23 protein-coding genes are annotated in these 21,405 nt (G+C 38.8%); 3 read left to right on the plus strand and 20 right to left on the minus strand.

Annotation, left to right across the window (positions count from 1 at the left end):
- Positions 1 to 106: 106 nt before the first annotated feature.
- The 6 genes from ACSHXM_RS04655 to glnA all read right to left on the minus strand — a co-directional run bounded on the left by ACSHXM_RS04655 (position 107) and on the right by glnA (position 6,289).
- On the minus strand, positions 107 to 766 hold the full coding sequence (locus tag ACSHXM_RS04655; protein ID WP_435687568.1) for a hypothetical protein: 660 nt from the start codon (positions 764 to 766) through the stop codon (positions 107 to 109).
- Between the two features lie 65 nt (positions 767 to 831).
- Positions 832 to 1,392, minus strand: coding sequence for a hypothetical protein (locus tag ACSHXM_RS04660; RefSeq protein WP_435687569.1), 561 nt, complete (start codon positions 1,390 to 1,392; stop codon positions 832 to 834).
- A 244-nt stretch (positions 1,393 to 1,636) separates the two neighbouring features.
- Complete coding sequence (gene glnG, locus ACSHXM_RS04665) at positions 1,637 to 3,043, minus strand: nitrogen regulation protein NR(I) (RefSeq protein ID WP_435687570.1); 1,407 nt, start codon at positions 3,041 to 3,043, stop codon at positions 1,637 to 1,639.
- Positions 3,040 to 4,119: a nitrogen regulation protein NR(II) gene (gene glnL, locus ACSHXM_RS04670; RefSeq protein WP_435687571.1), complete on the minus strand. Its 1,080-nt coding sequence runs from the start codon at positions 4,117 to 4,119 to the stop codon at positions 3,040 to 3,042. The genes glnG and glnL overlap by 4 nt, the downstream gene beginning before the upstream one ends.
- 83 nt (positions 4,120 to 4,202) lie before the next feature.
- Positions 4,203 to 4,730 (minus strand): DUF4124 domain-containing protein, encoded by a 528-nt coding sequence (locus tag ACSHXM_RS04675; protein ID WP_435687572.1) that lies wholly within the window; start codon positions 4,728 to 4,730, stop codon positions 4,203 to 4,205.
- Positions 4,731 to 4,879: 149 nt separating this feature from the next.
- Entirely contained in the window at positions 4,880 to 6,289 is a 1,410-nt protein-coding gene (gene glnA, locus ACSHXM_RS04680; protein WP_435687573.1) for a glutamate--ammonia ligase, read from the minus strand.
- A 413-nt stretch (positions 6,290 to 6,702) separates the two neighbouring features.
- Between glnA and typA the strand changes: the two genes are divergently transcribed.
- On the plus strand, positions 6,703 to 8,541 hold the full coding sequence (typA, locus tag ACSHXM_RS04685; RefSeq protein ID WP_435687574.1) for a translational GTPase TypA: 1,839 nt from the start codon (positions 6,703 to 6,705) through the stop codon (positions 8,539 to 8,541).
- A 78-nt stretch (positions 8,542 to 8,619) separates the two neighbouring features.
- Here typA and ACSHXM_RS04690 read toward each other — a convergent pair whose 3' ends face one another.
- The 14 genes from ACSHXM_RS04690 to ACSHXM_RS04755 form a co-directional block, all read right to left on the minus strand.
- Positions 8,620 to 9,348, minus strand: coding sequence for an LrgB family protein (locus ACSHXM_RS04690; protein WP_435687575.1), 729 nt, complete (start codon positions 9,346 to 9,348; stop codon positions 8,620 to 8,622).
- Positions 9,341 to 9,715, minus strand: a complete 375-nt coding sequence (locus ACSHXM_RS04695) for a CidA/LrgA family protein (protein WP_435687576.1) — start codon at positions 9,713 to 9,715, stop codon at positions 9,341 to 9,343. The genes ACSHXM_RS04690 and ACSHXM_RS04695 overlap by 8 nt, the downstream gene beginning before the upstream one ends.
- A 47-nt stretch (positions 9,716 to 9,762) precedes the next feature.
- A complete protein-coding gene (locus ACSHXM_RS04700) occupies positions 9,763 to 10,305 on the minus strand; it encodes a DUF1697 domain-containing protein (protein ID WP_435687577.1) in 543 nt (180 codons plus the stop codon).
- A gap of 13 nt (positions 10,306 to 10,318) precedes the next feature.
- Positions 10,319 to 11,350, minus strand: a complete 1,032-nt coding sequence (locus ACSHXM_RS04705) for an alpha/beta hydrolase (protein ID WP_435687578.1) — start codon at positions 11,348 to 11,350, stop codon at positions 10,319 to 10,321.
- Between the two features lie 131 nt (positions 11,351 to 11,481).
- Positions 11,482 to 12,222 carry a glutathione peroxidase gene (locus ACSHXM_RS04710; RefSeq protein ID WP_435687579.1) on the minus strand — a complete coding sequence of 247 codons (741 nt, stop codon included), beginning with the start codon at positions 12,220 to 12,222 and terminating at the stop codon, positions 11,482 to 11,484.
- A gap of 401 nt (positions 12,223 to 12,623) precedes the next feature.
- Positions 12,624 to 12,854 (minus strand): DNA gyrase inhibitor YacG, encoded by a 231-nt coding sequence (yacG, locus tag ACSHXM_RS04715; RefSeq protein ID WP_435687580.1) that lies wholly within the window; start codon positions 12,852 to 12,854, stop codon positions 12,624 to 12,626.
- 15 nt (positions 12,855 to 12,869) lie between these two features.
- Positions 12,870 to 13,622, minus strand: a complete 753-nt coding sequence (gene zapD, locus ACSHXM_RS04720; RefSeq protein WP_435687581.1) for a cell division protein ZapD — start codon at positions 13,620 to 13,622, stop codon at positions 12,870 to 12,872.
- 108 nt (positions 13,623 to 13,730) lie between these two features.
- The gene (gene coaE / locus ACSHXM_RS04725; RefSeq protein ID WP_435687582.1) at positions 13,731 to 14,330 is read right to left on the minus strand and encodes a dephospho-CoA kinase; all 600 of its coding nucleotides are present in this window, start codon (positions 14,328 to 14,330) and stop codon (positions 13,731 to 13,733) included.
- An 82-nt stretch (positions 14,331 to 14,412) separates the two neighbouring features.
- Entirely contained in the window at positions 14,413 to 15,321 is a 909-nt protein-coding gene (locus ACSHXM_RS04730) for a prepilin peptidase (protein ID WP_435687583.1), read from the minus strand.
- Between the two features lie 94 nt (positions 15,322 to 15,415).
- Complete coding sequence (locus tag ACSHXM_RS04735; RefSeq protein ID WP_435687584.1) at positions 15,416 to 16,630, minus strand: type II secretion system F family protein; 1,215 nt, start codon at positions 16,628 to 16,630, stop codon at positions 15,416 to 15,418.
- A 78-nt stretch (positions 16,631 to 16,708) separates the two neighbouring features.
- Positions 16,709 to 17,137: a pilin gene (locus tag ACSHXM_RS04740; RefSeq protein ID WP_435687585.1), complete on the minus strand. Its 429-nt coding sequence runs from the start codon at positions 17,135 to 17,137 to the stop codon at positions 16,709 to 16,711.
- 209 nt (positions 17,138 to 17,346) lie between these two features.
- A complete protein-coding gene (gene nadC, locus ACSHXM_RS04745) occupies positions 17,347 to 18,189 on the minus strand; it encodes a carboxylating nicotinate-nucleotide diphosphorylase (protein WP_435687586.1) in 843 nt (280 codons plus the stop codon).
- A 64-nt stretch (positions 18,190 to 18,253) separates the two neighbouring features.
- The gene (locus ACSHXM_RS04750; protein ID WP_435687587.1) at positions 18,254 to 18,757 is read right to left on the minus strand and encodes a retropepsin-like aspartic protease family protein; all 504 of its coding nucleotides are present in this window, start codon (positions 18,755 to 18,757) and stop codon (positions 18,254 to 18,256) included.
- A gap of 16 nt (positions 18,758 to 18,773) precedes the next feature.
- On the minus strand, positions 18,774 to 19,766 hold the full coding sequence (locus ACSHXM_RS04755) for a cytochrome-c peroxidase (RefSeq protein WP_435687588.1): 993 nt from the start codon (positions 19,764 to 19,766) through the stop codon (positions 18,774 to 18,776).
- An 87-nt stretch (positions 19,767 to 19,853) separates the two neighbouring features.
- On the opposite strand from ACSHXM_RS04755, the gene ampD reads away from it, so the two are divergent.
- Together ampD and ampE are read left to right on the plus strand one after the other, a co-directional pair.
- A complete protein-coding gene (ampD, locus tag ACSHXM_RS04760) occupies positions 19,854 to 20,396 on the plus strand; it encodes a 1,6-anhydro-N-acetylmuramyl-L-alanine amidase AmpD (RefSeq protein WP_435687589.1) in 543 nt (180 codons plus the stop codon).
- A 100-nt stretch (positions 20,397 to 20,496) separates the two neighbouring features.
- The gene (ampE, locus tag ACSHXM_RS04765) at positions 20,497 to 21,333 is read left to right on the plus strand and encodes a beta-lactamase regulator AmpE (RefSeq protein WP_435687590.1); all 837 of its coding nucleotides are present in this window, start codon (positions 20,497 to 20,499) and stop codon (positions 21,331 to 21,333) included.
- Positions 21,334 to 21,405 lie beyond the last annotated feature (72 nt).

The raw sequence follows: 21,405 nt of genomic DNA on the forward strand, positions 1-21,405 counted from the left end.
TGGCCTTGACTTGGTTTCCGAACTACGAAAAACCTCTTGATAAGTAAACTGAATGTAAGCAAAACATAGCTAACCTAATTAGTTCGCTATGTTTTACTTCATAAAGCTAGGAAGGATTTACATCTTTATTTAATTCTGGGGTACTCATATCCAGGTACGCCACAAAAATTGTTGCCCAGTTGCCAACTAATTTATTAAACCATGAAAAGTTCATTGCGCGATCTGTTTCGATAAAGTTGCTAGATAAACCACCTGTACTACGTCGATCTTCTATTAAAAATATCGGGTTATCATCGACACCTTTTACCTCTATGACGATTGTCGATTGACCAATATTTCTAACTAATTGATGTTCTCTATTTATCTTTTCCGGACCTTCAATATACAAGTCTTTTAAATGTGCTTTCACACTTAACACCGCACTCCCATCATTGTCTACTACTTGCCAACCTGAACGACTCAATTTACTTGCAATTTGTTTCTTAAGCATTTGACTATACTCTTTCACAATCCGCTTACGATATTTAGAAGTCGTACTTCCTTTAAACTTGAACAGCCAGTCTGAGTCAAAACTTACTGTCACCTCTGCAATAGATACTTTCCGGGATGTAGGCAAAGCCGCTCGCTGCGCAATATAAAACGCATCGAAATGAGGTGTGGTAATAGGATCTAATGTCGGCGAAGGCTTTTGAAGAGAAGCATTTAGAGAAGTCGCTAACCACACCAAACACCCACAAATAATGTAAATAGATACTCGTTTATTCATCACAGCCTCCTGAGAAAAAGTTACTTCTAAGAATACATTGATAGCCTATATCTAACCTTGAACTATTAATGCTTATGGTTATGCATCAAAATCTTACTGTCGTCTATTGGGATCATAATATGTGCATAAGGCGTATCTGGCCACATAACATAAGGTCCTCCAACACTAGGATCGGTAGGTAATCCCTTTAACATGGCTTTAGGCACGATGATCATCATATGGGGCCCTGTTTCCACATAGTCTTTAGCATCTTTATGGTTGTTGTGATACGGATCAGAGTTACTCACACCAGCGCCATAATCCCCTTTTAACATATAAGAGATTCCAATACTGTCAGGCTCAAAAGGTGCTTTGGTAGTTAAAGCCTGTAACATTTTCATCCAAGTTGCATCATTACAAATTGGGTTTTTATCATTAGGCATAACATCTGGCAGACATATCCAGCCGTTTGTACCTTGTTTTAATATCGTTCCATCCCCCTGCATAACCGTCGCTTTCGCACTAATTGCGGGAGGAGCTGCTGACATAGCTCGATCAATCTTTGTTTGAGACGATTCTTCAGCATTGGTAACACTTGCCATCAAAATGAAACTAGTAGAGAACAGAAGAGTTTTGTGTTGTTTCATGAGTAAATATCCTTGTAGTTAAATGTCCTGTACTACAACTCACTTCATCAGGGCATGGAAAAAGACCAACTTGGGTTAATTATTACACCTATTTTGTTAGATAAAAGAACGACTTATTGCTTCCTTCCATTTGAACATAGTCCTGAATTGCCATTTAAACAATGGTTAATCCAAACAAAAAAGCCAATTGTTAAACAATTGGCTTTTTTAATAATGCGACTTTTTATGCTATTCAAAATGACTGTCACATATTGAGTTCTTTTAACTTACGTGTAAGTGTATTTCTTCCCCAGCCTAAACGTTTGGCTGCATCTTGTTTATGTCCATGGGTGTAATGCAACGCACGTTCTAACATAATACGTTCAAAATTCATGGTGGCTTCATCTAATATATTATTTTGTCCAGATTGCAGTTGAATATCAGCCCAACTTGCTAACATAGTTTTCCAATCACCTGATGCACTACCTTGCTCACTCGCTACAGGTTGCTCATGGATCTCTGGAGGCAAATCACTCACCAAAACTTCTTGCCCACTGGCCATAACGGTCAGCCAACGACACATGTTTTCAAGTTGTCTCACATTACCTGGCCAAGGTAACTGCTGAAGCACCTTACGTGTTTCTTTACCAAGAGATTTTGCTTCAACGGCTAATTCTTGCGCTGCAGTTTGTAAGAAATGCCCCGCTAATAATGGAATATCTTCACGTCTTTCGCTTAATTGAGGTATATGTATTCGGATGACATTTAAGCGATGAAATAAATCTTCCCTAAACTTCCCGTCAGCCACTCTTTGCTCTAAATTTTGGTGAGTAGCAGCAATAATCCTAACATCAACCGTTACAGGGTTATGGCCACCCACGCGATAAAACTGCCCGTCTGCTAACACCCGCAATAAACGAGTTTGCACATCTAATGGCATATCACCGATTTCGTCTAAAAATAACGTACCACCATCGGCCTGCTCAAAACGCCCTTGTCTCGCACCTTGCGCCCCTGTGAAAGCCCCTTTCTCATGACCAAATAACTCAGACTCTATCAAATCAGCTGGAATTGCAGCCATATTTAAGGCAATAAAAGTTTTACTAGACCTCGGACTATGACGGTGCAGCGCCTGTGCAACTAACTCTTTACCAGTTCCTGACTGACCATTAATCAGTACACTGATACTAGAACGAGATAAACGCCCAATAGCTCTAAATACTTCCTGCATAGCAGGGGCTTCACCGATGATTTCAGTCGCTTTAACCATTTCTGGAGCTTGATATTGTTTGGATTGTTCGCGAGCATGCGTTAACGCTCTTTGCACCAAATTAACCGCTTCATCAATATCAAAAGGTTTAGGTAAATATTCAAAAGCACCACTTTGATAGGCATTGACTGCACTATCTAAGTCGGAATGAGCGGTCATGATTATGACCGGAATATTCTCGAACCGCTTATGCACTTCATTTAATAAAGTCATGCCATCCATTTGTGGCATGCGAATATCTGACACAATCACTTCTGGCGGCTGGCCAGTTTGTAATTGTAATAACAAATCTTCAGGGTTCTCAAAACTAAAACAAGGAATGTTCGCGGCTTGTAATGCCTTTTGTAACACCCATCGAATCGAGCTATCGTCATCGACTATCCATACTGGTTCAACACTCATTTCTGGGGGTCCTTTCTTTCAATTGGTAAATATAGGGTAAACTCGGTTCTGCCTGTCCAACTTTCAACTTCTATTTTTCCTCTATGATGACCAACTAAGGTTTGAGAAATAGATAAACCTAAACCGCTGCCGTCTTTTTTAGTGGTTACCATAGGGTAAAACAAGGTGTCTTTAAGTTCGTTTGGTATGCCTGGGCCATTGTCTACAATGCTCACTTTGACACACAATGGATAACGAGCTCCATGTACTATCACTCGTCTTTCTATTCGTGTGACTATACGAATTTCCCCTTTAATGTCGGGATGTTGCATTAACGCTTGTACACTATTTCGGACAATATTTAGCGTTGCTTGCTGGATCATATCTTGATCTAAATAAACGTCAGGAATACTTGGGTCGTAATCTCGTACTATGGATATAGTATGGCTAGGATCAAGGTCCACTAACGTGCACACTTTCTCTAACACTTCGTGCACGTTATACCAATGAAATTTAGGTCTCACATTGGGCCCGAGCAAACGATCCACTAAATTTCGTAATCGGTCAGACTGCTCAATAATGACATTTGTAAACTCTTTTAAATCATTTGAAGGCAACTCTTTTGCTAACAATTGTGCTGCACCACGAATGCCACCTAATGGGTTCTTAATTTCGTGAGCTAAACCTCGAACGAGTTCTTTCGCAGCTTGCTGCTGAGCCCATTGATGATTTTCTTGGCTTATTTTCTTTTGTTGTTCTATTTGTCTAAATTCTAATAATAAATACTGGCTTTGGGCATCCACTATAGAAGTCACTGATAAGTCAGCTTGAGTATGGCGACCATCAACAAACGTAATGTTAACTTCGCTGTCAGAGTATGATTCACCTTGCTGAATAGATTGTTTAAGCCGTTCGACATCTAAACTTGACGGGGTAACGAACTGATAAATGGGACAACCGGCGAGTAAGCTAAAACCTCGTTCAAATAACGCTTGAGCGGCATGATTCGCGTAATCAATACACATTTTGTCATTTAACTGCAAGACAGCCGTAGACAAATTATCTAACAAATTTTCACTAGAAACAGGATCAGTCATAAACTCAACAATAATAACGCACCATTAAAGTGCAAAGTATTTATTAGCTGCTCAGAAAATGAAAGTAATTATATTAAATATGTTTAATTAACATTGTTCAAAGCAGTTGCTTTGTGCAGATAAAAGGTCTGCTCTTGAGACGATGCAAGGATCTTGCCTAAGTTGTCGATAAAATTGACTTGAATGATATGGGCTCCACGATTAACACTTTCTAATTCAAACAAACGATTTGTTTGTGTACTAACCACTTGATTATCCATCAGTAATTGAACCTTACCTGCTCCACTAGGTGAAACATTAACTCGAATAGACACATTACCAGAATTATCCCTAATACTTTCTTCATGTGCCGGGGACAAAATAGAAACTTGATATTGAATTTTTGGCTTTTGATTTTTAGACGTTTTTTGAGATACAGGCTTTGCACTTGCCGCGTCATTAAGGGCAGGTACAACAACATTGTTTACCGAAGATAAATTGACTGGAGTAGATCCCGCTGTAGGTGTGTCACTGTAAATAACACTACCGTCAGCTTGTATGGTTTTATATATGACGTTTGCTGACGCGCCAACACATAACAATAATAATCCCAGTATGTAAAATGCTCTCACTTGTTCTCCTTACGTTTCAAGATATCAGGTAAAAACGCTCTGATACTTAAAGTTAGGTGTTCAGTGTAGCTTTATTTTAGACAAAAAAAAGCCCGCTTTCGCGGGCTACACTATTCTGAAAAAATAAATAGTATTAATTTTTATATCTATTAAACACTGTAGTACATGTCAAACTCAACAGGGTGAGTTGTCATGTTCAATGTTTCAACTTCAGCTTGCTTAAGCTCGATATATGCGTCAATCATGTCATCAGTCATAACACCACCAGCCGTTAAGAAATCACGGTCAGCATCTAGTGCATTTAATGCTTCTTCTAAAGAAGTAGCAACTTGTGGAATCGCAGCTGCTTCTTCAGCAGGTAGGTCATACAAGTCTTTATCCATAGAATCGCCAGGGTGGATCTTGTTTTTGATCCCGTCAAGGCCAGCCATAAGCATAGCTGAGAAAGACAAGTAAGGGTTACCTGTTGGGTCAGGGAAACGTACTTCGATACGACGTGCTCTATCAGTTGTTACATAAGGAATACGGATAGAAGCTGAACGGTTACGAGCAGAGTAAGCTAACATTACTGGCGCTTCGAATCCTGGAACTAAACGCTTGTAAGAGTTAGTAGAAGCGTTAGTGAAAGCATTTAGTGCTTTAGCGTGCTTGATGATACCACCAATGTAGAACAAGGCTTCTTCAGACATACCAGCATATTTGTCACCAGCAAAGATGTTTTTACCATCTTTAGAAATTGATTGGTGAACGTGCATACCAGAACCATTATCACCAACAAGAGGCTTAGGCATGAAAGTAGCAGTTTGACCGTATGCGTGAGCAACGTTATGTACTACATACTTATAAATTTGAACTTCATCTGCTTTTTTAACAAGTGTATTAAACAAACAAGCGATTTCGTTTTGACCAGCTGTTGCAACTTCGTGGTGATGCGCTTCAACTGTTAAACCCATTTCTTCCATTACTAGACACATAGCAGCACGAATATCATGAGCAGAATCTACTGGAGGTACTGGGAAGTATCCGCCTTTAACACCTGGACGGTGAGCTAGGTTACCTTCTTCAAACTCAGCGCCTGAGTTCCACTTAGCTTCAGATGAATCGATCTTGTAGAAAGAACCAGCCATATCTGTGTGGAAACGTACGTCGTCAAACAAGAAGAACTCTGGCTCTGGACCAAATAAAGCTGTGTCACCGATACCAGTTGACTTAAGGTATTCTTCAGCACGGTTAGCAACTGAACGTGGGTCACGATCGTAGCCTTGGTTAGTTGTTGGTTCTAAAATGTCGCAACGGATGTTAATTTGCGTTTCTTCAGCAAATGGGTCAAGAAGTGCAGTTTCAGCATCAGGCATAAGGATCATGTCTGATTCGTTGATACCTTTCCAACCAGAAATTGAAGAACCATCGAACATTTTACCTTCTTCGAAAAAATCTTCGTCAACTTGATGAGTTGGGATAGAAACGTGTTGTTCCTTACCTTTAGTATCGGTGAAACGTAAATCAACGAATTTAGCTTCGCTTTCTTTGATAAGGTCTAAGGCCTTTTGTGCTGACATAAATGTCCTCCAGATTATATTTAATAAATATTAGGCGGGGCAAAAAGCCCAACTCAATAAAAAAGTTGCTTGTTGAAAGCGATTATCATGCCACATACATAAGTTATTGGAATGCCTTTCGTTTTAGTAATTTCGACTAAATTAGTCCAGTTTCAAATATAGACTTTGCACCACAATAACACACAAGAGATCAATTGTGGTGCATACGCATCAAAAAGCGACAAAACGTTATACAGATGTTAGTAACAAGTTACTGAATTCTACACTTTAAGTTTATTTCATAGCAATATGCATTTGAGATTCGCTTAATGCTAGATAAAACTGTACAATCCGCGCCCATAAAATTTCAGTTAATTTTGCGAATGTTCGGTATATAAATTACTAACAAAATTCGCCATCACAGAGTAAAGACAATGAGTGCATCAAACACCTCGATCGAAAACTTGAGGAACATCGCCATAATTGCCCACGTCGACCACGGCAAAACCACCTTAGTTGATAAGTTATTACAACAGTCTGGTACATTAGAAAGCCGCGGCGAAGCCGAAGAGCGAGTGATGGACTCAAACGATATTGAAAAAGAGCGTGGAATTACCATTCTTGCTAAAAACACAGCAATTAAATGGAATGACTACCGCATCAATATTGTAGACACACCTGGTCACGCCGATTTTGGTGGTGAAGTAGAACGTGTAATGTCTATGGCTGATTCAGTATTGTTACTAGTAGACGCCCAAGAAGGCCCAATGCCTCAAACGCGTTTCGTAACACAAAAAGCATTTGCTCAAGGTTTAAAACCTATTGTTGTCATCAACAAAATTGACAAGCCTGGTGCTCGTCCTGATTGGGTTATGGATCAAGTATTTGATTTGTTTGATAACCTTGGCGCGACAGATGACCAATTAGATTTTGAAGTAGTTTATGCGTCTGCGATAAATGGTTGGGCAACTAACGATTTAGACGAAGAAAGCGATTCAATGACTCCGTTGTTTGAAACTATCGTTAAACACGTTAAGCCACCTGCTGCAGATGTTAGTGGTACGTTGCAAATGCAAATATCACAACTTGATTACAACTCTTATGTAGGTGTAATTGGAATAGGCCGTATTACTCGTGGTTCTGTTAAGCCTAACCAGCAAGTCACAATTATTGGTGCTGACGGTAAAACTCGTAACGGCAAAGTAGGCCAAGTACAAGGGTATTTAGGACTAGAGCGTCACGAAGTGGACTCTGCCGATGCCGGCGATATAGTTGCAGTGACAGGTTTAGGCGAGCTTAAAATCTCTGACACTATTTGTGATCCAAACGCAGTAGAAGCTTTACCTCCGCTTTCAGTTGATGAACCTACTGTTACCATGACCTTCCAAGTGAACAACTCTCCGTTTGCTGGTAAAGAAGGTAAATACGTGACATCACGTAATATCCTAGAACGTTTGCAAAACGAATTAGTGCACAACGTGGCACTTAAAGTTGAAGAAATGCCTGATCCGGACAAATTCCGCGTATCTGGTCGTGGTGAACTTCACTTAGGTATATTAATTGAAAACATGCGTCGTGAAGGTTACGAGTTAGCTGTTTCTCGCCCAGAAGTTATCTTGAGAGAAGTAGACGGCGTAACACACGAACCAATTGAATCTGTGACCATCGATGTTGAAGAACAACATCAAGGTCCTATCATGGAACAACTGGGTACACGTAAAGGTGAATTAACCAATATGTCACCAGACGGCAAAGGCCGTATACGTATGGACTTCATGATCCCTAGTCGTGGTTTGATTGGTTTCCAAACAGACTTTATGACCATGACTTCAGGCTCTGGTTTGATGTATCATACTTTTGATCATTATGGTCCACATAAAGGTGGCGAAATTGGTCAGCGTAAAAATGGTGTATTGATTGCTAATGCAACGGGTAAAGCCCTAACCAACGCATTGTTTAACTTACAAAGTCGCGGCCGTTTATTCATTGGCCATGGTCTTGAAGTATACGAAGGCTTGATAATTGGTATTCACTCTCGTGAAAACGACTTAACGGTTAACGCCCTTAAAGGTAAGCAACTAACTAACGTACGTTCATCAGGTACCGATGAAGCACAAACATTGGTTCCGCCTATTGTTATGTCGTTAGAGCAAGCGTTAGAATTTATCGATAACGATGAATTAGTAGAAGTTACACCTGAAAGCATTCGTATTCGTAAGAAGTTATTAACTGAAAACTTACGTAAACAAGCGGGTCGTGCTCCTAAGTCTTAATTAACGATTTAAGATCCCAAAAAAAACCGACGTAAGTCGGTTTTTTTATACCTGAAATTCAACCCTAAGAAATCCAAATTATAGAGCCAATAAAAATGGAATATAAATTGGGGCAATTAAAGCGGTGATCACCGCACATAAGATTAATGCAGTAGAAGAATAAGCGGCAGCAACATGATAGGACTTAGCGATACTAGCCGTACCCAAAGCATGAGACGCGCTGCCAATGGCCATGCCTATTACTTGTTGTGCATGCTGCGGCGTATTGTTTACATTACTTTTGGCCGGCTTGTTAATTAAACCAATAAAACCTAACCAAAGCACACCAAATATACTGCCACTTAATCCACCTACTAATACCATAACAGCTGTTATCGCCCCTATTCCTCCTAGTTCGATGCTGGTCGACATCGCCACGGCAGTCGTGATATTCATACTCACCATAGAGGCAATCAACCAAGTTTCTAAACCAAGTGTTCTGGCCAATAATGCACTCACGGTTAATGCACAAATAGAAGCAGCCAAACAGATCAAAGTAATTTGCCTCCATTGAGATTTGAGTAGATGTATTTGTTTATATAAGGGATAACCTAGCAGCACCACAGCAGGCTCTAATAAATAATTAAGATATTCAGCCCCTTGCATATATTCTTGGTAACTAACGTCAAAAACCAAAAACAAACTAATCAGAATGATGACAGTCAATAAAAGAGGATTTAAAATCGCCAGCTTAAATTTGTGTTGAATGTAATAACCAAACAAAAACACCAACATGGATAGACTTGAGTACCATAAGATTTCAATCATGGCTGTTATTCACTAAAAATTTTCGACTTAGCCAGCCGGTTAAGGTGATCACGCAAAAAGTAGTAATTAGACCTACCGTTAAAATTTTCCCGCCACTTTCAAGAATTAAATCACCGTATTGCATCAAACCTACTGAGACAGGCACAAATACAAAAGAGATAAAACGCATGATTGTTGCCATAGGTTTTACGAATAATTTATCTGGCATCAAATCAGTAGTATTGCCCACGCTCAATAACAAAGAAAATAACAGCATGCCATATAAAGAAGGCGGCAGAACAGAAGTATATTGATGTACCACTCGACCTAAAGTTAAACATAAAGTAACAAGGAAGATCACCAATAGGTAATTTAAAATATTTTTCAAGGTTGTACTAATTCCAAATGGATTTGCTGACAATGACGAGCCGCTAATTAATCTAGGTGAGATAATTCCAACATGGCCATAAGTTTAGTCACAGTATTACCATTTCTAGCGGTAGTAGGTACGGCCAAACATTTCTCTACTTTACTCACTAATTTAGAACGCCCAATGCCTTCTGGGGCATGCAGATAAAAAACTGATTCAACTAATTCATACGACTCTGTTGGTTTTTTAATGCTTTCTAAGGTAACCAAATCAGCGTGTGTTGGTTGCTCTGCAAGGAAGAACCAATGCACCGATTTTAATTCAGCTTCAACAAAAGGATTGTTTTGAACGGCTGTACAGAATTGCTTTGCATTCAACAACATTACTTGCGGTGCGCATTGAAATGTATCTGCGATTTTTTGACGAATAAGCTCAACTAATGTTGAGGCTTCGCTTTGGGAGTGATGCAAAACCACATTGCCACTTTGAATATAGGTTTTAACTTGCTCACAACCCATTTTTTCAAGCATAGATGCCAGTTCTTTCATGGGAATAATATTATTGCCACCTACATTTATCCCTCGTAACAACACACACCATTTTATCATTAACGTATACTCATTAGTGTTGGCTCATAAAAGACAACACCGCTTTTAACATATTGGCATGTTCCGGGTTAGCACTTGGCCCACTGCAACTTAAACTAATATCGGTTGAGGAAGTATCATTACTCATTGCTTCAGCTTGTTGTTGATTTATAACTAAATCGGCATGACATACATCTAATTTTTCATCGATAAAGAACGCTTCACTGTCACCTAAATTTCTTGCTAACAAATCTTTTACCCCGCTAATCGGAATAGTCGCATCAGCCTCAGAGTGGGCAGAAAAAATAGGCATATTTGGCTTTTTGTCTTCCATAATATTTCGTACGGAGTTTATGACTTCCATTAACTCTCCCGCGGCAAAACGGGCTACCGAAGAATATTTATACGGATTGTCACCCTGCCCTGTATATTCGCCATCCATCACTTTCATCAACCACTGAATTCCCCAGACCTTAGTTAAGGTTTCTATATTGGGTTGCAACGCTAATGCACCTGAAAATAACATCAAACCTTTAGATTGATTGGGATTCAACAACATATATTCAGTAGCCAACACGCCTCCCGTTGAAAATCCCCCCATATACCTGTCTTGACCTAAGCCGACTGAAAAATTCATAATAATACTGACATGTTCTCGCCATCGATCGGACAAAGCGTAATCTTGCATATCCATATCAGCATTTTTTTTACCGTGCCCAGGCAATAAAGCAACAACCACATTGTGACCTTGTTGATGTAATGATTGAGCGATTGACTTTAAATAATAAGGAGAGTCACTTAGGCCATGAAATAACACTATAACTTTAGAAGTAGGTTTATTGTGATGCAAAATAAACGGAGCATTACCATCATTACGAAGCACATCAGAGCAGACTCTGAACACACCTAATTCTGGTTGATTACAGCCTTGAGTAGAACCTAGTTCGTTTTGATAAATTTGATCAAATTTATCAAACTCTGATTCAATTGATTGAGCAAAAACCGATGTATAAAAACCACACATTATCAATAGGCAATGCCAGAATAAGACTCGAGGTAACTTCATTTTGCACACTTATATTAAATATTGAAGTTCAATATTAATGCCTGAAGGTGTTTCACTTCAACTGTAATATGTATGCTAAATTCGAAGTGTAAAAAAAGCACCCAGAAGGTGCTTCTTATTCACATAATTGGTTAAGAGAAATATGACGCTAAGTCATCCGCTCCACCAATTAACTTACCGTCGATAAACACTTGTGGCCATGTTTCGTTACCCGATAGAGCCTTAAGAGCCGTGAACGACACTTCTTTACCCATAACTAACTCTTCATATTCAAAGCCTTTTTCAGTCAACAAGGCTTTAGCTTTAGCACAATGTGGACAACCAGGTTTAGTTAAAATACTTGTCGCAACAGAAGGTTTAGCTTCAGGTGCAACATAAGCTAGCATGGTATCAGCATCAGAGACTTCAAATGGGTCGCCTGGTAAATCCGGCTCAATAAACATTTTATCTACAACACCATCTTTAACCAACATAGAATAACGCCAGCTACGTTTTCCAAAGCCAATTTCAGACTTATCAACTAATAACCCCATACCATCGGTAAACTCTCCGTTTCCATCAGGGATAAGTGTCACATTGTCTGACTCTTGGTCTTCAGCCCAAGCGTTCATCACAAACGTATCGTTGACCGAAACACAAATAATATCGTCAACACCATTGGCTTTAAATGTTTTTGCCAATTCATTGTATCTGGGTAAATGAGTGGATGAACACGTAGGAGTAAAAGCACCCGGTAAAGAAAACACAACAACGGTTTTACCTTTAAATAACTCATCTGTAGTGCGACTTACCCACTCGTCATTAGCACGCGTAGCAAAGGTCACTTGTGGCACTGCTTGACCGGCTTTATCTGTAAAATTAGGATTAGACATATTTTCTCCAATTGGTTTGTTTAATGGTTTAACTTAATTCGATGGATTTAGAATAGCTTCAAGAGTGAATTAAATAAAATAATTAAAACAAATCAATGTAATCGTTTTTTACGATTAAAGCTTTAAGTTTAAATGGAGAGTAAATTAACCTGAGTACTGGATAAGAAGTATCGACCAAGTTGGATTTAACCCTACAATTCAATAACTTAGTTACATTAGGTCAAATTACCTCAGCTTAATTCTAACTCGGTGACGAAATTTTTCGTGTATAGCAAGGCGGATTGTCGTACGTATCAACGTGTTATAGCTAGACAATCTAACGCCGATAGGCACAAAAAGAGCGTTATCGAGAGGTTCGGCTTATCCGGTATTCAGGTTAAATTAACAGACTTGAAAGGGAATTATTCTTTAAAAAAGTCTTCTGATTGTTCGATTAACATAGCTTCAATATCTTCTATGTCGGGTAAAGCAATTGTTTCGGCATCTTTACTTGCACCACAGGGAATAGACTTTTCTTCATCAGCCCATTCTCCGAGATCAATCAACTGACACTTTTTACAACAAAAAGGGCGAAATAGGCTGGTTTCTTTCCACTCGACTAACTGTCGGCAAGTTGGGCAGTTTACATTCATTTAGGTTATTCTCATTTAGCAACTGGCCAATTTAAAGTCGACAGCAGAATCTACCCCAGAACTGCCTTCAGGAGTGGGGGTAAACAAAGTAAATCGAATGGCATAACGATATTTGTTTCCCGATAAAATAGGGTAATAACCTTGGTCAGTGGGACTTAACACTCTAATAAGTTCATTTTTGTCTTCTGCAATGCCTTGATAAAAACCTTTTTCAGCATGTACTTGGCTAAATCGACCACGCTCTCGTAAAAACGATAAAGTCATGTCCATTGCTTGTTGAATCGCAATGACTTCTTGCAACCAACTATTGATATTCTGCTGTTTTGCTTCTAAAGGTTGTTGCAACCAATAATGCAAGTTAGGCAAATCAAAACCGCACGTTCCTCCGGGTATCGCAAATCTTTGACGAATAGAAGATAAAAACCTGTCATCTTTAAGTTCAGAACCGATCTTTTTAGTGCCTTTTAAAGCTTCTCTTAAACGCAGTATTTTTTGTAATGCGTTTTGTAGTGCATCGTTATCGATGTTGGGATGTTGAGACCAAATGACTAAATTTTTTTCATGCAACTCTATGTCTTTAAGCACATCATTACGTAAATCAATGCGCTCCAATAAATCTAACAAGGTAAACAGAGAATCTAAAAAGTTGATGTATTGCCAATCTTCTGAGGCTAACTTTCCTTGCTCAAGCTGCTTAAATAACTGCTCAAGTCTAAGGTAAGTCCTTACCTTTTCATTGAGTGGAAATTCATAAATAGCGTGAGACATAGAAACATTTACTCAGAGTAATTAATTAGCCGTAGATATCAGCTTAGTTGAACATGTCCGTATATTGTAAAGAATTTTTAGCTAAATCAATAGGCTAAATTACTATCATTATTTGGCTAAGGTTAAATATTCTTGATGTAAACGATTTATTTGGGGAATTAACTGTTGGATGCCATGGTTATTATTTATAACATCATCAGCCACTTTGAGACGCTCCTCTCGTGTAGCTTGAGCCTGCATGATAGAACGAATTTGCTGCTCATTACTTTTATCTCGTAATACGCTTCGCTGTATTTGAGTGTGCTCATCTACATCTACAATCAGTACTCGATTCACTAAACTGGTTAAGTTGTTTTCTACCAGTAAAGGCACACTCAAAAGACAATATGCTGATGTTGCGCCTTTGGTTTGCTCTATCATTTGTTGACGAATTAAAGGATGTAGCAATGCATTTAACCAATTTTTTTGCTCTGGATGGGCAAAAATAAGTTGACGTAATGCTTTTCGATCAAGGCTGTTTTCAGTTGTCAAAATCGTTGAACCAAATTTTTCAATAATTAGTTCCAGTGCTTGTGTACCTGGTTCGACAACTTCTCTGGCGATCACATCTGCATCAATAACAGCAATATTTTTTTCGGCAAATAAATCAGTAACTGTGGTTTTTCCACTGCCAATTCCACCACTCACCCCCACGACAAATTGACTCATGTAATATGCCCCAGGCAAATAGTGAACACATATAAAGTAAACAACATATCCACAGTATCTGTAATCATCAGGCTAACTGCCATCACGGCAACAACCACTGCCAATACAAATCAACGATCGAATCTCCATATAATAAAGTTAACCAACCTGCCGCAGCCAAATAAGGCCCAAATGGTATGGGAGTCGTTTTATCCTTGCCCTGAACAGACAACAATGTCACACCCACAATAGCCCCCACAAAAGAAGACAACAACACGACCACGGGTAAATGCTGCCAACCTACCCACGCACCAATAGCTGCCAATAATTTAAAGTCCCCATACCCCATGCCTTCTTTGCCAGTTAACAATTTAAAAGCCCAATACAAACTCCATAAACACAAATAGCCAACGGCCGCTCCAATAATGGCGTCTTGGGTTGAGACAAAAGGAGCTTCAATGCTAATAAGCAAGCCAATCCACAACAAAGCTAAAGTCAATTGATCTGGCAACAACATAGTATCTAGGTCAATAAAGGTCATGGCGATTAATAACCAAGTAGCAAGTACAGCTGCAAATCCAGCTAAACCGTAACCAAAGTGCCATGCTACCAAAGCCGATAACAAACCTGTCGCTAATTCAACCAGTGGATATCGTATGGAAATAGGGTTCTTACACTGACTACATTTTCCTTGTAATAATAACCAGCTAATCACAGGGATATTTTCCCAAGACCGAATTTTATGTTGGCATTTTGGGCAGGTAGAATCAGGTTTAACTAAATTAAAGACGGGCTTTTTTGTTGTTTCTAAGCTTTGTTCCTGTGAGTTTTTACTTGCTGGATTTTGAAAAGAAGCGTATTCATCAATTTCTGCCTTCCAAGCATTTTCCATCATTACAGGTAAGCGGTAGATAACCACATTCAGAAAACTACCCACTAATAAACTTAAAATAAAGATAAAGGAAATAAAAAAAGTAGGCGAATCGGCCATTAATTGAAAAATTTCAGACATAGTGCAACTTTTGAAAACAGTACCAAGAAGTGTAGCTTGCCAGAAAAATTCCTAGCAAGCCAAGAGAAAAAAACTATCGATGACCCAACTCGAATTAAATAACGTTACCCATTTCAAATATGGGTAGATACATTGCGACAATTAAACCACCGATCACTACACCTAACACAGCCATGATCATAGGTTCTAACAAACTGGTTAACCCATCCACCATGTCATCCACCTCAGCTTCATAAATAGTAGCTATTTTGCCCAACATTTCATCAACAGCGCCGGCTTCTTCACCAATGGCTATCATCTGCACAACCATTTCAGGGAAAGTCCCCGTAGAACGCATCGCCACATTCATTTGTACACCGCCAGATACTTCTTTTTTAACAAAAAGAATAGCATCTCGGAAAATCGCATTGCCAGCTGCGCCAGCTGCTGAATCTAATGCGCCAATGAGTGGCACCCCTGCAGCAAACGTAGTCGATAAGGTTCGAGTAAATCTTGCTACCGAAGCCTTCTTAAGAATTTCACCAATAACTGGTATTTTTAATATTTTTGCGTCAACAGAGTCCCTTAATTTAGCTGATTTTTTATGAGCTCGACTGAATAATGTGCCACCCACAAAAAGACCGGCTCCCACAAACAACCCATAATCTTGCATAAATCGAGAGATAGCTAATACAAATTGGGTGAAAGCAGGTAATTCAGCACCAAAACTAGAAAATATTTCTTCAAATTGTGGCACCACAAATATCAACAATATGGTGGTGACAATAAATGCCACAACGATTACCGCGATAGGATAAAACATTGCTTTTTTAATTTTTGACTTAAGTGCTTCTGCCTTTTCTTTATATAAAGCAATCCGATCATAAATTGTTTCTAAGGCACCGGACTGCTCTCCAGTCTCAACTAAGTCACAATATAAATCGTCAAAATAATTAGGATGTTTACGTAATGTGTTAGACAAAGGGTTACCGGCTTTTACTTCATTGCCAATTTCACCTAACAACTTACGCATATTAACGTTTGAATGGCCACCAGCAATCATGTCAATGGTTTGGATCAGGGTCACACCTGCACTTAGCATTGTAGCGATTTGTCTAGACAAAACAGCTATGTCAGCAGGTTTTATTTTCTCTCCACCTTTTCCAAACAGTGGTTTAGCTAATTTTTTAACTTTTTTTGCTGAAATACCCTGCCTACGAAGCTGATTTTTTGCTTCTATTACCGACATAGCCGATATTTCGCCTTTAACGACTTGGCCGTTTTTATTAGAGCCTTGATAAGTAAATGTTGTAGGTGTGGTCGTGGCCATAATTTGTCCCACTAAATATATTCTGAATCAAAAAGGCCCGGATATACCGGGCCTTTAATTTATTAACAATTCACCCTATTAACATAAGGTAGTTGGTGTACAAACACCAGCCCAAGTAATTACCTTGGTAGTAGCGTCTTGAGTAGGAGTTAACACAATTTTGTTTCCAGCCATACTAGAGCCATCACTCATATAAACAGCTTCAATTTCGCCATTAAGAGTGGTTAAACCATGGGCTGTAGCAGAAACTGTAATATCAGCTGGTACACTGTGACTACCAGCGTCACAATCAGCTAAGGCTTGGCCCATTTGCACACAGATTTCAACTGCAGTTTTCGCCGCTGATGTTGAGTTAGTCACTTCAGTAAAACGCGCTTTTTCTGTGTAAGATTGGTATGCAGGTAATGCAATCATTGCCAAAATACCGATGATAGCAACAACAATCATTAATTCGATTAGAGTGAAGCCAGCTTGATTTTTCATTTGTTTCATTTGAGTCATGTTCATGTTTTTCTCCAACACATTTGTGTAAATATATTAAGTTTTAAAAGTTGTTGCCGTTTGCCGATGAAGGCGTTGTTTTTGAATTCCTAATCAGTATAGAACGAGTTAAGCATCTGACAAGTATGTAAGAGCATACCTAAGTCTCAGGCAAAAAACGTCTGTACTAAGTTACAAGTTTTACATGACAATTTAAAGCGAGAAGTTTTTCAACCTTACTTTAATAATAGCAAAGATAAATCAATAGCTTGTACATTTTTTGTTAAAGCCCCAGATGAAATAAAGTCAACACCTAAAGCGGCTAATTCTTTTAATCTTTGTTTAGTAATATTACCGGACACTTCTAGTTGACACCGCCCATTATTCAGTTCTACAGCTTGTTTCAAGTCATTTAAACTAAAATTATCTAACATGACTATAGTTGCTTTTGCATCGATAGCTTGCTGAAGTTCAGTAATAGATTCAACTTCCACTTCAATTGGCAGCTCAGGATTATGCTGACGAGCTTTAGCTACTGCAGCTTGAATAGAGCCACAAGCCATGATGTGATTCTCTTTAATCAGGTAGGCATCATACAAACCTACTCTATGGTTTTGACCACCACCACATGTCACTGCATACTTTTGGGCGAGCCGCATGCCCGGTATTGTTTTACGAGTGTCCAACAATTTAGTTTGTGTGCCAGCTAGCTCTTCAACACAATCTGCTACTTGAGTGGCCGTTGCAGACAGTGTTTGCAAAAAGTTTAACGCTGTACGTTCGCCCGTTAATATATGTCTAGCATTTCCGCTTAGTGTAACGATCGTTTGATTAGCATTAAGTTGCTGTCCATCTTTTGCAAACCATTCCAACTGAATATCTGGGTTTAATTGTGCAAAGGTTTCTGTTACCCAAGCTGCCCCCGCTAAAATGCAATCTTCACGAGTAATGATTTTCGCACTAATAGAATGTTCTTTAGGAATTAAGTTGGCAGTAATATCTCCTTGATCAGGATCAAGTCCAGCTAAGTCTTCTGCCAAAGCAGTTTTCACCGCTTGTTTAATGTGGTTTTCTAACATGTTCACTCTTTAATATATTAATAATGTATGTTGCCCAATGTTGGGCTCTATTTAATTCTGCGGCTCAGAAGTTACGTAATATTAACCATTCTCCCTTCTGGGTGAATTCTAATTGTTTCAGTGCACTCATGCCTAATAATATTTGATCATCTTGCATTGCAGGGTTTAAATGTGCTGCTACATCGGTTAATTGAATGTCTCCTAGAGATAATCTTTGAATTCGCGTTTGCAAAACTTGTAAACGACCATTCGCTGTTTGCACCCAAGACGCTCTACCTTTGTGTAAATTTAATTGTTCAGCGAGGTGCATGGGTATAGAAACTTGCGTAGCTCCCGTATCCAACATAAAGACAACAGGTTGGCCATTAATCCCGCCTCCAGTTACATAATGTCCCGCCCTATTTTGCTTCAATTTAACCTCGGCAATGCCTGAAGAAACACTGCTAATTGGATCCGAATTAGGATTTAGTTGTTTTGCTAATTGATCATCAAATAAAAATGTAAGCAGAGCTAAGCCAATGATCCAAGCCATGATTAACATACCTTTACCTAATTTATTTTGTTGCATACTGTTTGTTATCCACTTATTTAGGTATTGATGGTTTTTTAATATAATCTCTGGGGATATCGCCGGTTAACGATTGAAAAAAAGCTTGTATGGCCAACGCATCATTTAGTGGCATTTCTCTACCTAATTCATATCGCGCCATTTTTTTAGCCGCATCCCACATACGTTTAGAAGAGCCGTCATGAAAGTACGGAGCCGTTTTTTCAATATTACGTAATGTCGAGACTCGGAAAAACATCTTGTGGCTCGTTCGCTGAGTATCATGGTATAAGCCCATATCTTTTTGATTAGGCCACGTTTCTTTGACGCCCGTTTTTTGAATCATCCTACCGCCAAAATTAGTACCAGTATGGCAAGAATGGCAATATTGACGATCAAACAAAAGCCCCCCTGTGATCTGTTCAGGCGTTAACGCATTATCATCACCCGCCATAAAAGCATCTATAGGCGCCGGGGTGACTAAACCATTTATAAAGCTCACTAACGCTTCAATAAGTTGTTGTTTAGAAAGATGCGTTACATTGAAAGCTTTATTTGATAACGCTTGATATGCCTGCAGTTGATTAATTTTATTCAACACTAATGTTATGTCTTGATTAGCCATTTCATCAGGGTGTGTCAAGGCGTGTTCTATATAGGCACTTAGAGTTTTAAATTGCCCAGTCCAACCATACAATGTCAGCCCTGCTTTATTATAGATGCTAGGGACATCCCGATTTGTTAAACCGTTTATCTTCAACTGTAAAAAGGTTTGTCCATTTGAGCCATAATTATCCAAATCATGACAGCCATTACAGGAGTACTCGCCTCCTTTAGAAAGCCGCGGGTCATAAAATAACGTTTTACCAAGCAATATTTTATCAAGTTGTTGTTTTTTTACGTCGCCTTCGGCTTGTAATGGCTTAAAAAAATGTCCGTACACATTTCTTAGTTTGTCTTTATCAGGAATGTTTCCAAAAACAAAAGAGCAATTAATCAACAAAAAGAAAGTAACGATAAATTTTTGCACAAATAAATCTCAACGGTAGTGATATCTTTGATATTGAACCAGAATGGAGGTTATTATCAATACTCAAACTAATAACACACTGATTCCGTGATAAAAAACGCAATTTTAACACAAGCTGAATATTACCCAACGACTCATTGGGATGAGAGACCCGATCCCCAAGATATTTCATTGCTTGTTATTCATAATATTTCCTTACCCCCAAATGAATTTGGAGGAGATTACATTCAATATTTTTTTACCGGCAAACTGGATCCATCCATTCACCCCTATTTTCAAGAGATATACAAAATGCGCGTATCTGCTCATTGTTTAATTAAACGTGATGGCAACATAATACAGTTTGTTCCTTTTGATAAGAGAGCCTGGCACGCGGGTTTATCTAGCTTTCAAGGTACCATTAGATGTAACGACTTTTCTATTGGAATAGAGATGGAAGGAGCTGATCATATTAGTTACACACAAGCACAATACGATAGCTTACATCGAGCCACTAATTTAATAAAAGACACTTATCCCAAAATCTCATTAGGCCGTATAGTAGGCCATAATGACATTGCTCCCGGTCGCAAAACCGATCCTGGATTTTCCTTTGACTGGGCTAAATATAGACAAGGCTTAAACAAGTGATATGATTTAAAGACAATGGGCTTACTGGTTCATCTTAGCCCTGTACGATACAAGTTTAATAAACACGTTTATCTAAGTTAAAAACTAAAAGAGAAATCACATGACACTCATTAGCCTATTACTCGTTTTATTAGTAGAACGAGTAACCACTAAATCACAATATTGGCAGGCAGAGTTTTACTCAAATAAATACACACAAAGTATTGAATCTGGTAATTGGTTAAACTCGTCATCTAAATCTTGGATGTTAATTTTAATCATTCTACTTCCTGTACTTATTACATATTTAATGGTTCAAGAGTTTAGTGGTGGCTTATTTGAATTAGTATTGAGTACGGCAATTTTGATGGTATGTGTGGGTTGTCCAAACGTTAGAGCTACGTATAAGTGTTTTTTAAAAGCTGCCAGTGAAGGAGATCTAAAAAGCTGCTCTATGTACGAGCAACAATTAAATGACAAACAAGACGGCAGTTCTTTTGGTCAAAACCTTGTATGGCAAAATTATCGCCACTACACCGCCGTAATTTTATGGTTTGCCGCTTTTGGCGCGGCAGGAGCCGTACTTTATGTTTTGATCAGAGATATAGAATCAAAACTGAATAAAGTTGACGAACAAGAAACTAAAAATCCAGCCGCATCTCAAGCGACATTCCTATTAAATATTGTGGATTGGTTACCTGTTCGAATTACCGCATTTGGCTTTTTATTAATTGGCCATTTTTCGAAAGCTTTCCCCACTTGGTTAGGTTACCTACCTGATCCTACTATCAACACTAAAACCTTGTTGTTAGATGTGTCAAAAAAGGCGGAAGAAATAGCACCAGACGAATCAGATTGCACAGAAGAACCTTGCACTTTAGTAAGGTTAGCTAAGCGAAATGTTATGTTTCTACTCGTAACCATCGCTATTTTAACACTTTCCGGTTGGATTAACTAAGTGGTCTTACCACAAAGAAAAAGCTAATTACCCTTTAATTAATAGAGACTTACCTACCTACCTAGTACTAAA

The organism is Paraglaciecola sp. (genome assembly GCF_051252315.1).
In the GTDB taxonomy this organism is placed as follows: domain Bacteria; phylum Pseudomonadota; class Gammaproteobacteria; order Enterobacterales; family Alteromonadaceae; genus Paraglaciecola.

Excerpts from the sequence above, each read along its gene's own strand:
- ACSHXM_RS04655 (WP_435687568.1), bottom strand. The coding sequence starts at position 766 with ATGAATAAACGAGTATCTATTTACATTATTTGTGGGTGTTTGGTGTGG.
- ACSHXM_RS04660 (WP_435687569.1), bottom strand. The coding sequence starts at position 1,392 with ATGAAACAACACAAAACTCTTCTGTTCTCTACTAGTTTCATTTTGATG.
- glnG (WP_435687570.1), bottom strand. The coding sequence starts at position 3,043 with ATGAGTGTTGAACCAGTATGGATAGTCGATGACGATAGCTCGATTCGA.
- glnL (WP_435687571.1), bottom strand. The coding sequence starts at position 4,119 with ATGACTGATCCTGTTTCTAGTGAAAATTTGTTAGATAATTTGTCTACG.
- glnA (WP_435687573.1), bottom strand. The coding sequence starts at position 6,289 with ATGTCAGCACAAAAGGCCTTAGACCTTATCAAAGAAAGCGAAGCTAAA.
- typA (WP_435687574.1), top strand. The coding sequence starts at position 6,703 with ATGAGTGCATCAAACACCTCGATCGAAAACTTGAGGAACATCGCCATA.
- ACSHXM_RS04690 (WP_435687575.1), bottom strand. The coding sequence starts at position 9,348 with ATGATTGAAATCTTATGGTACTCAAGTCTATCCATGTTGGTGTTTTTG.
- ACSHXM_RS04700 (WP_435687577.1), bottom strand. The coding sequence starts at position 10,305 with ATGATAAAATGGTGTGTGTTGTTACGAGGGATAAATGTAGGTGGCAAT.
- ACSHXM_RS04705 (WP_435687578.1), bottom strand. The coding sequence starts at position 11,350 with ATGAAGTTACCTCGAGTCTTATTCTGGCATTGCCTATTGATAATGTGT.
- ACSHXM_RS04710 (WP_435687579.1), bottom strand. The coding sequence starts at position 12,222 with ATGTCTAATCCTAATTTTACAGATAAAGCCGGTCAAGCAGTGCCACAA.
- yacG (WP_435687580.1), bottom strand. The coding sequence starts at position 12,854 with ATGAATGTAAACTGCCCAACTTGCCGACAGTTAGTCGAGTGGAAAGAA.
- zapD (WP_435687581.1), bottom strand. The coding sequence starts at position 13,622 with ATGTCTCACGCTATTTATGAATTTCCACTCAATGAAAAGGTAAGGACT.
- coaE (WP_435687582.1), bottom strand. The coding sequence starts at position 14,330 with ATGAGTCAATTTGTCGTGGGGGTGAGTGGTGGAATTGGCAGTGGAAAA.
- ACSHXM_RS04730 (WP_435687583.1), bottom strand. The coding sequence starts at position 15,321 with ATGTCTGAAATTTTTCAATTAATGGCCGATTCGCCTACTTTTTTTATT.
- ACSHXM_RS04735 (WP_435687584.1), bottom strand. The coding sequence starts at position 16,630 with ATGGCCACGACCACACCTACAACATTTACTTATCAAGGCTCTAATAAA.
- ACSHXM_RS04740 (WP_435687585.1), bottom strand. The coding sequence starts at position 17,137 with ATGAACATGACTCAAATGAAACAAATGAAAAATCAAGCTGGCTTCACT.
- nadC (WP_435687586.1), bottom strand. The coding sequence starts at position 18,189 with ATGTTAGAAAACCACATTAAACAAGCGGTGAAAACTGCTTTGGCAGAA.
- ACSHXM_RS04750 (WP_435687587.1), bottom strand. The coding sequence starts at position 18,757 with ATGCAACAAAATAAATTAGGTAAAGGTATGTTAATCATGGCTTGGATC.
- ampE (WP_435687590.1), top strand. The coding sequence starts at position 20,497 with ATGACACTCATTAGCCTATTACTCGTTTTATTAGTAGAACGAGTAACC.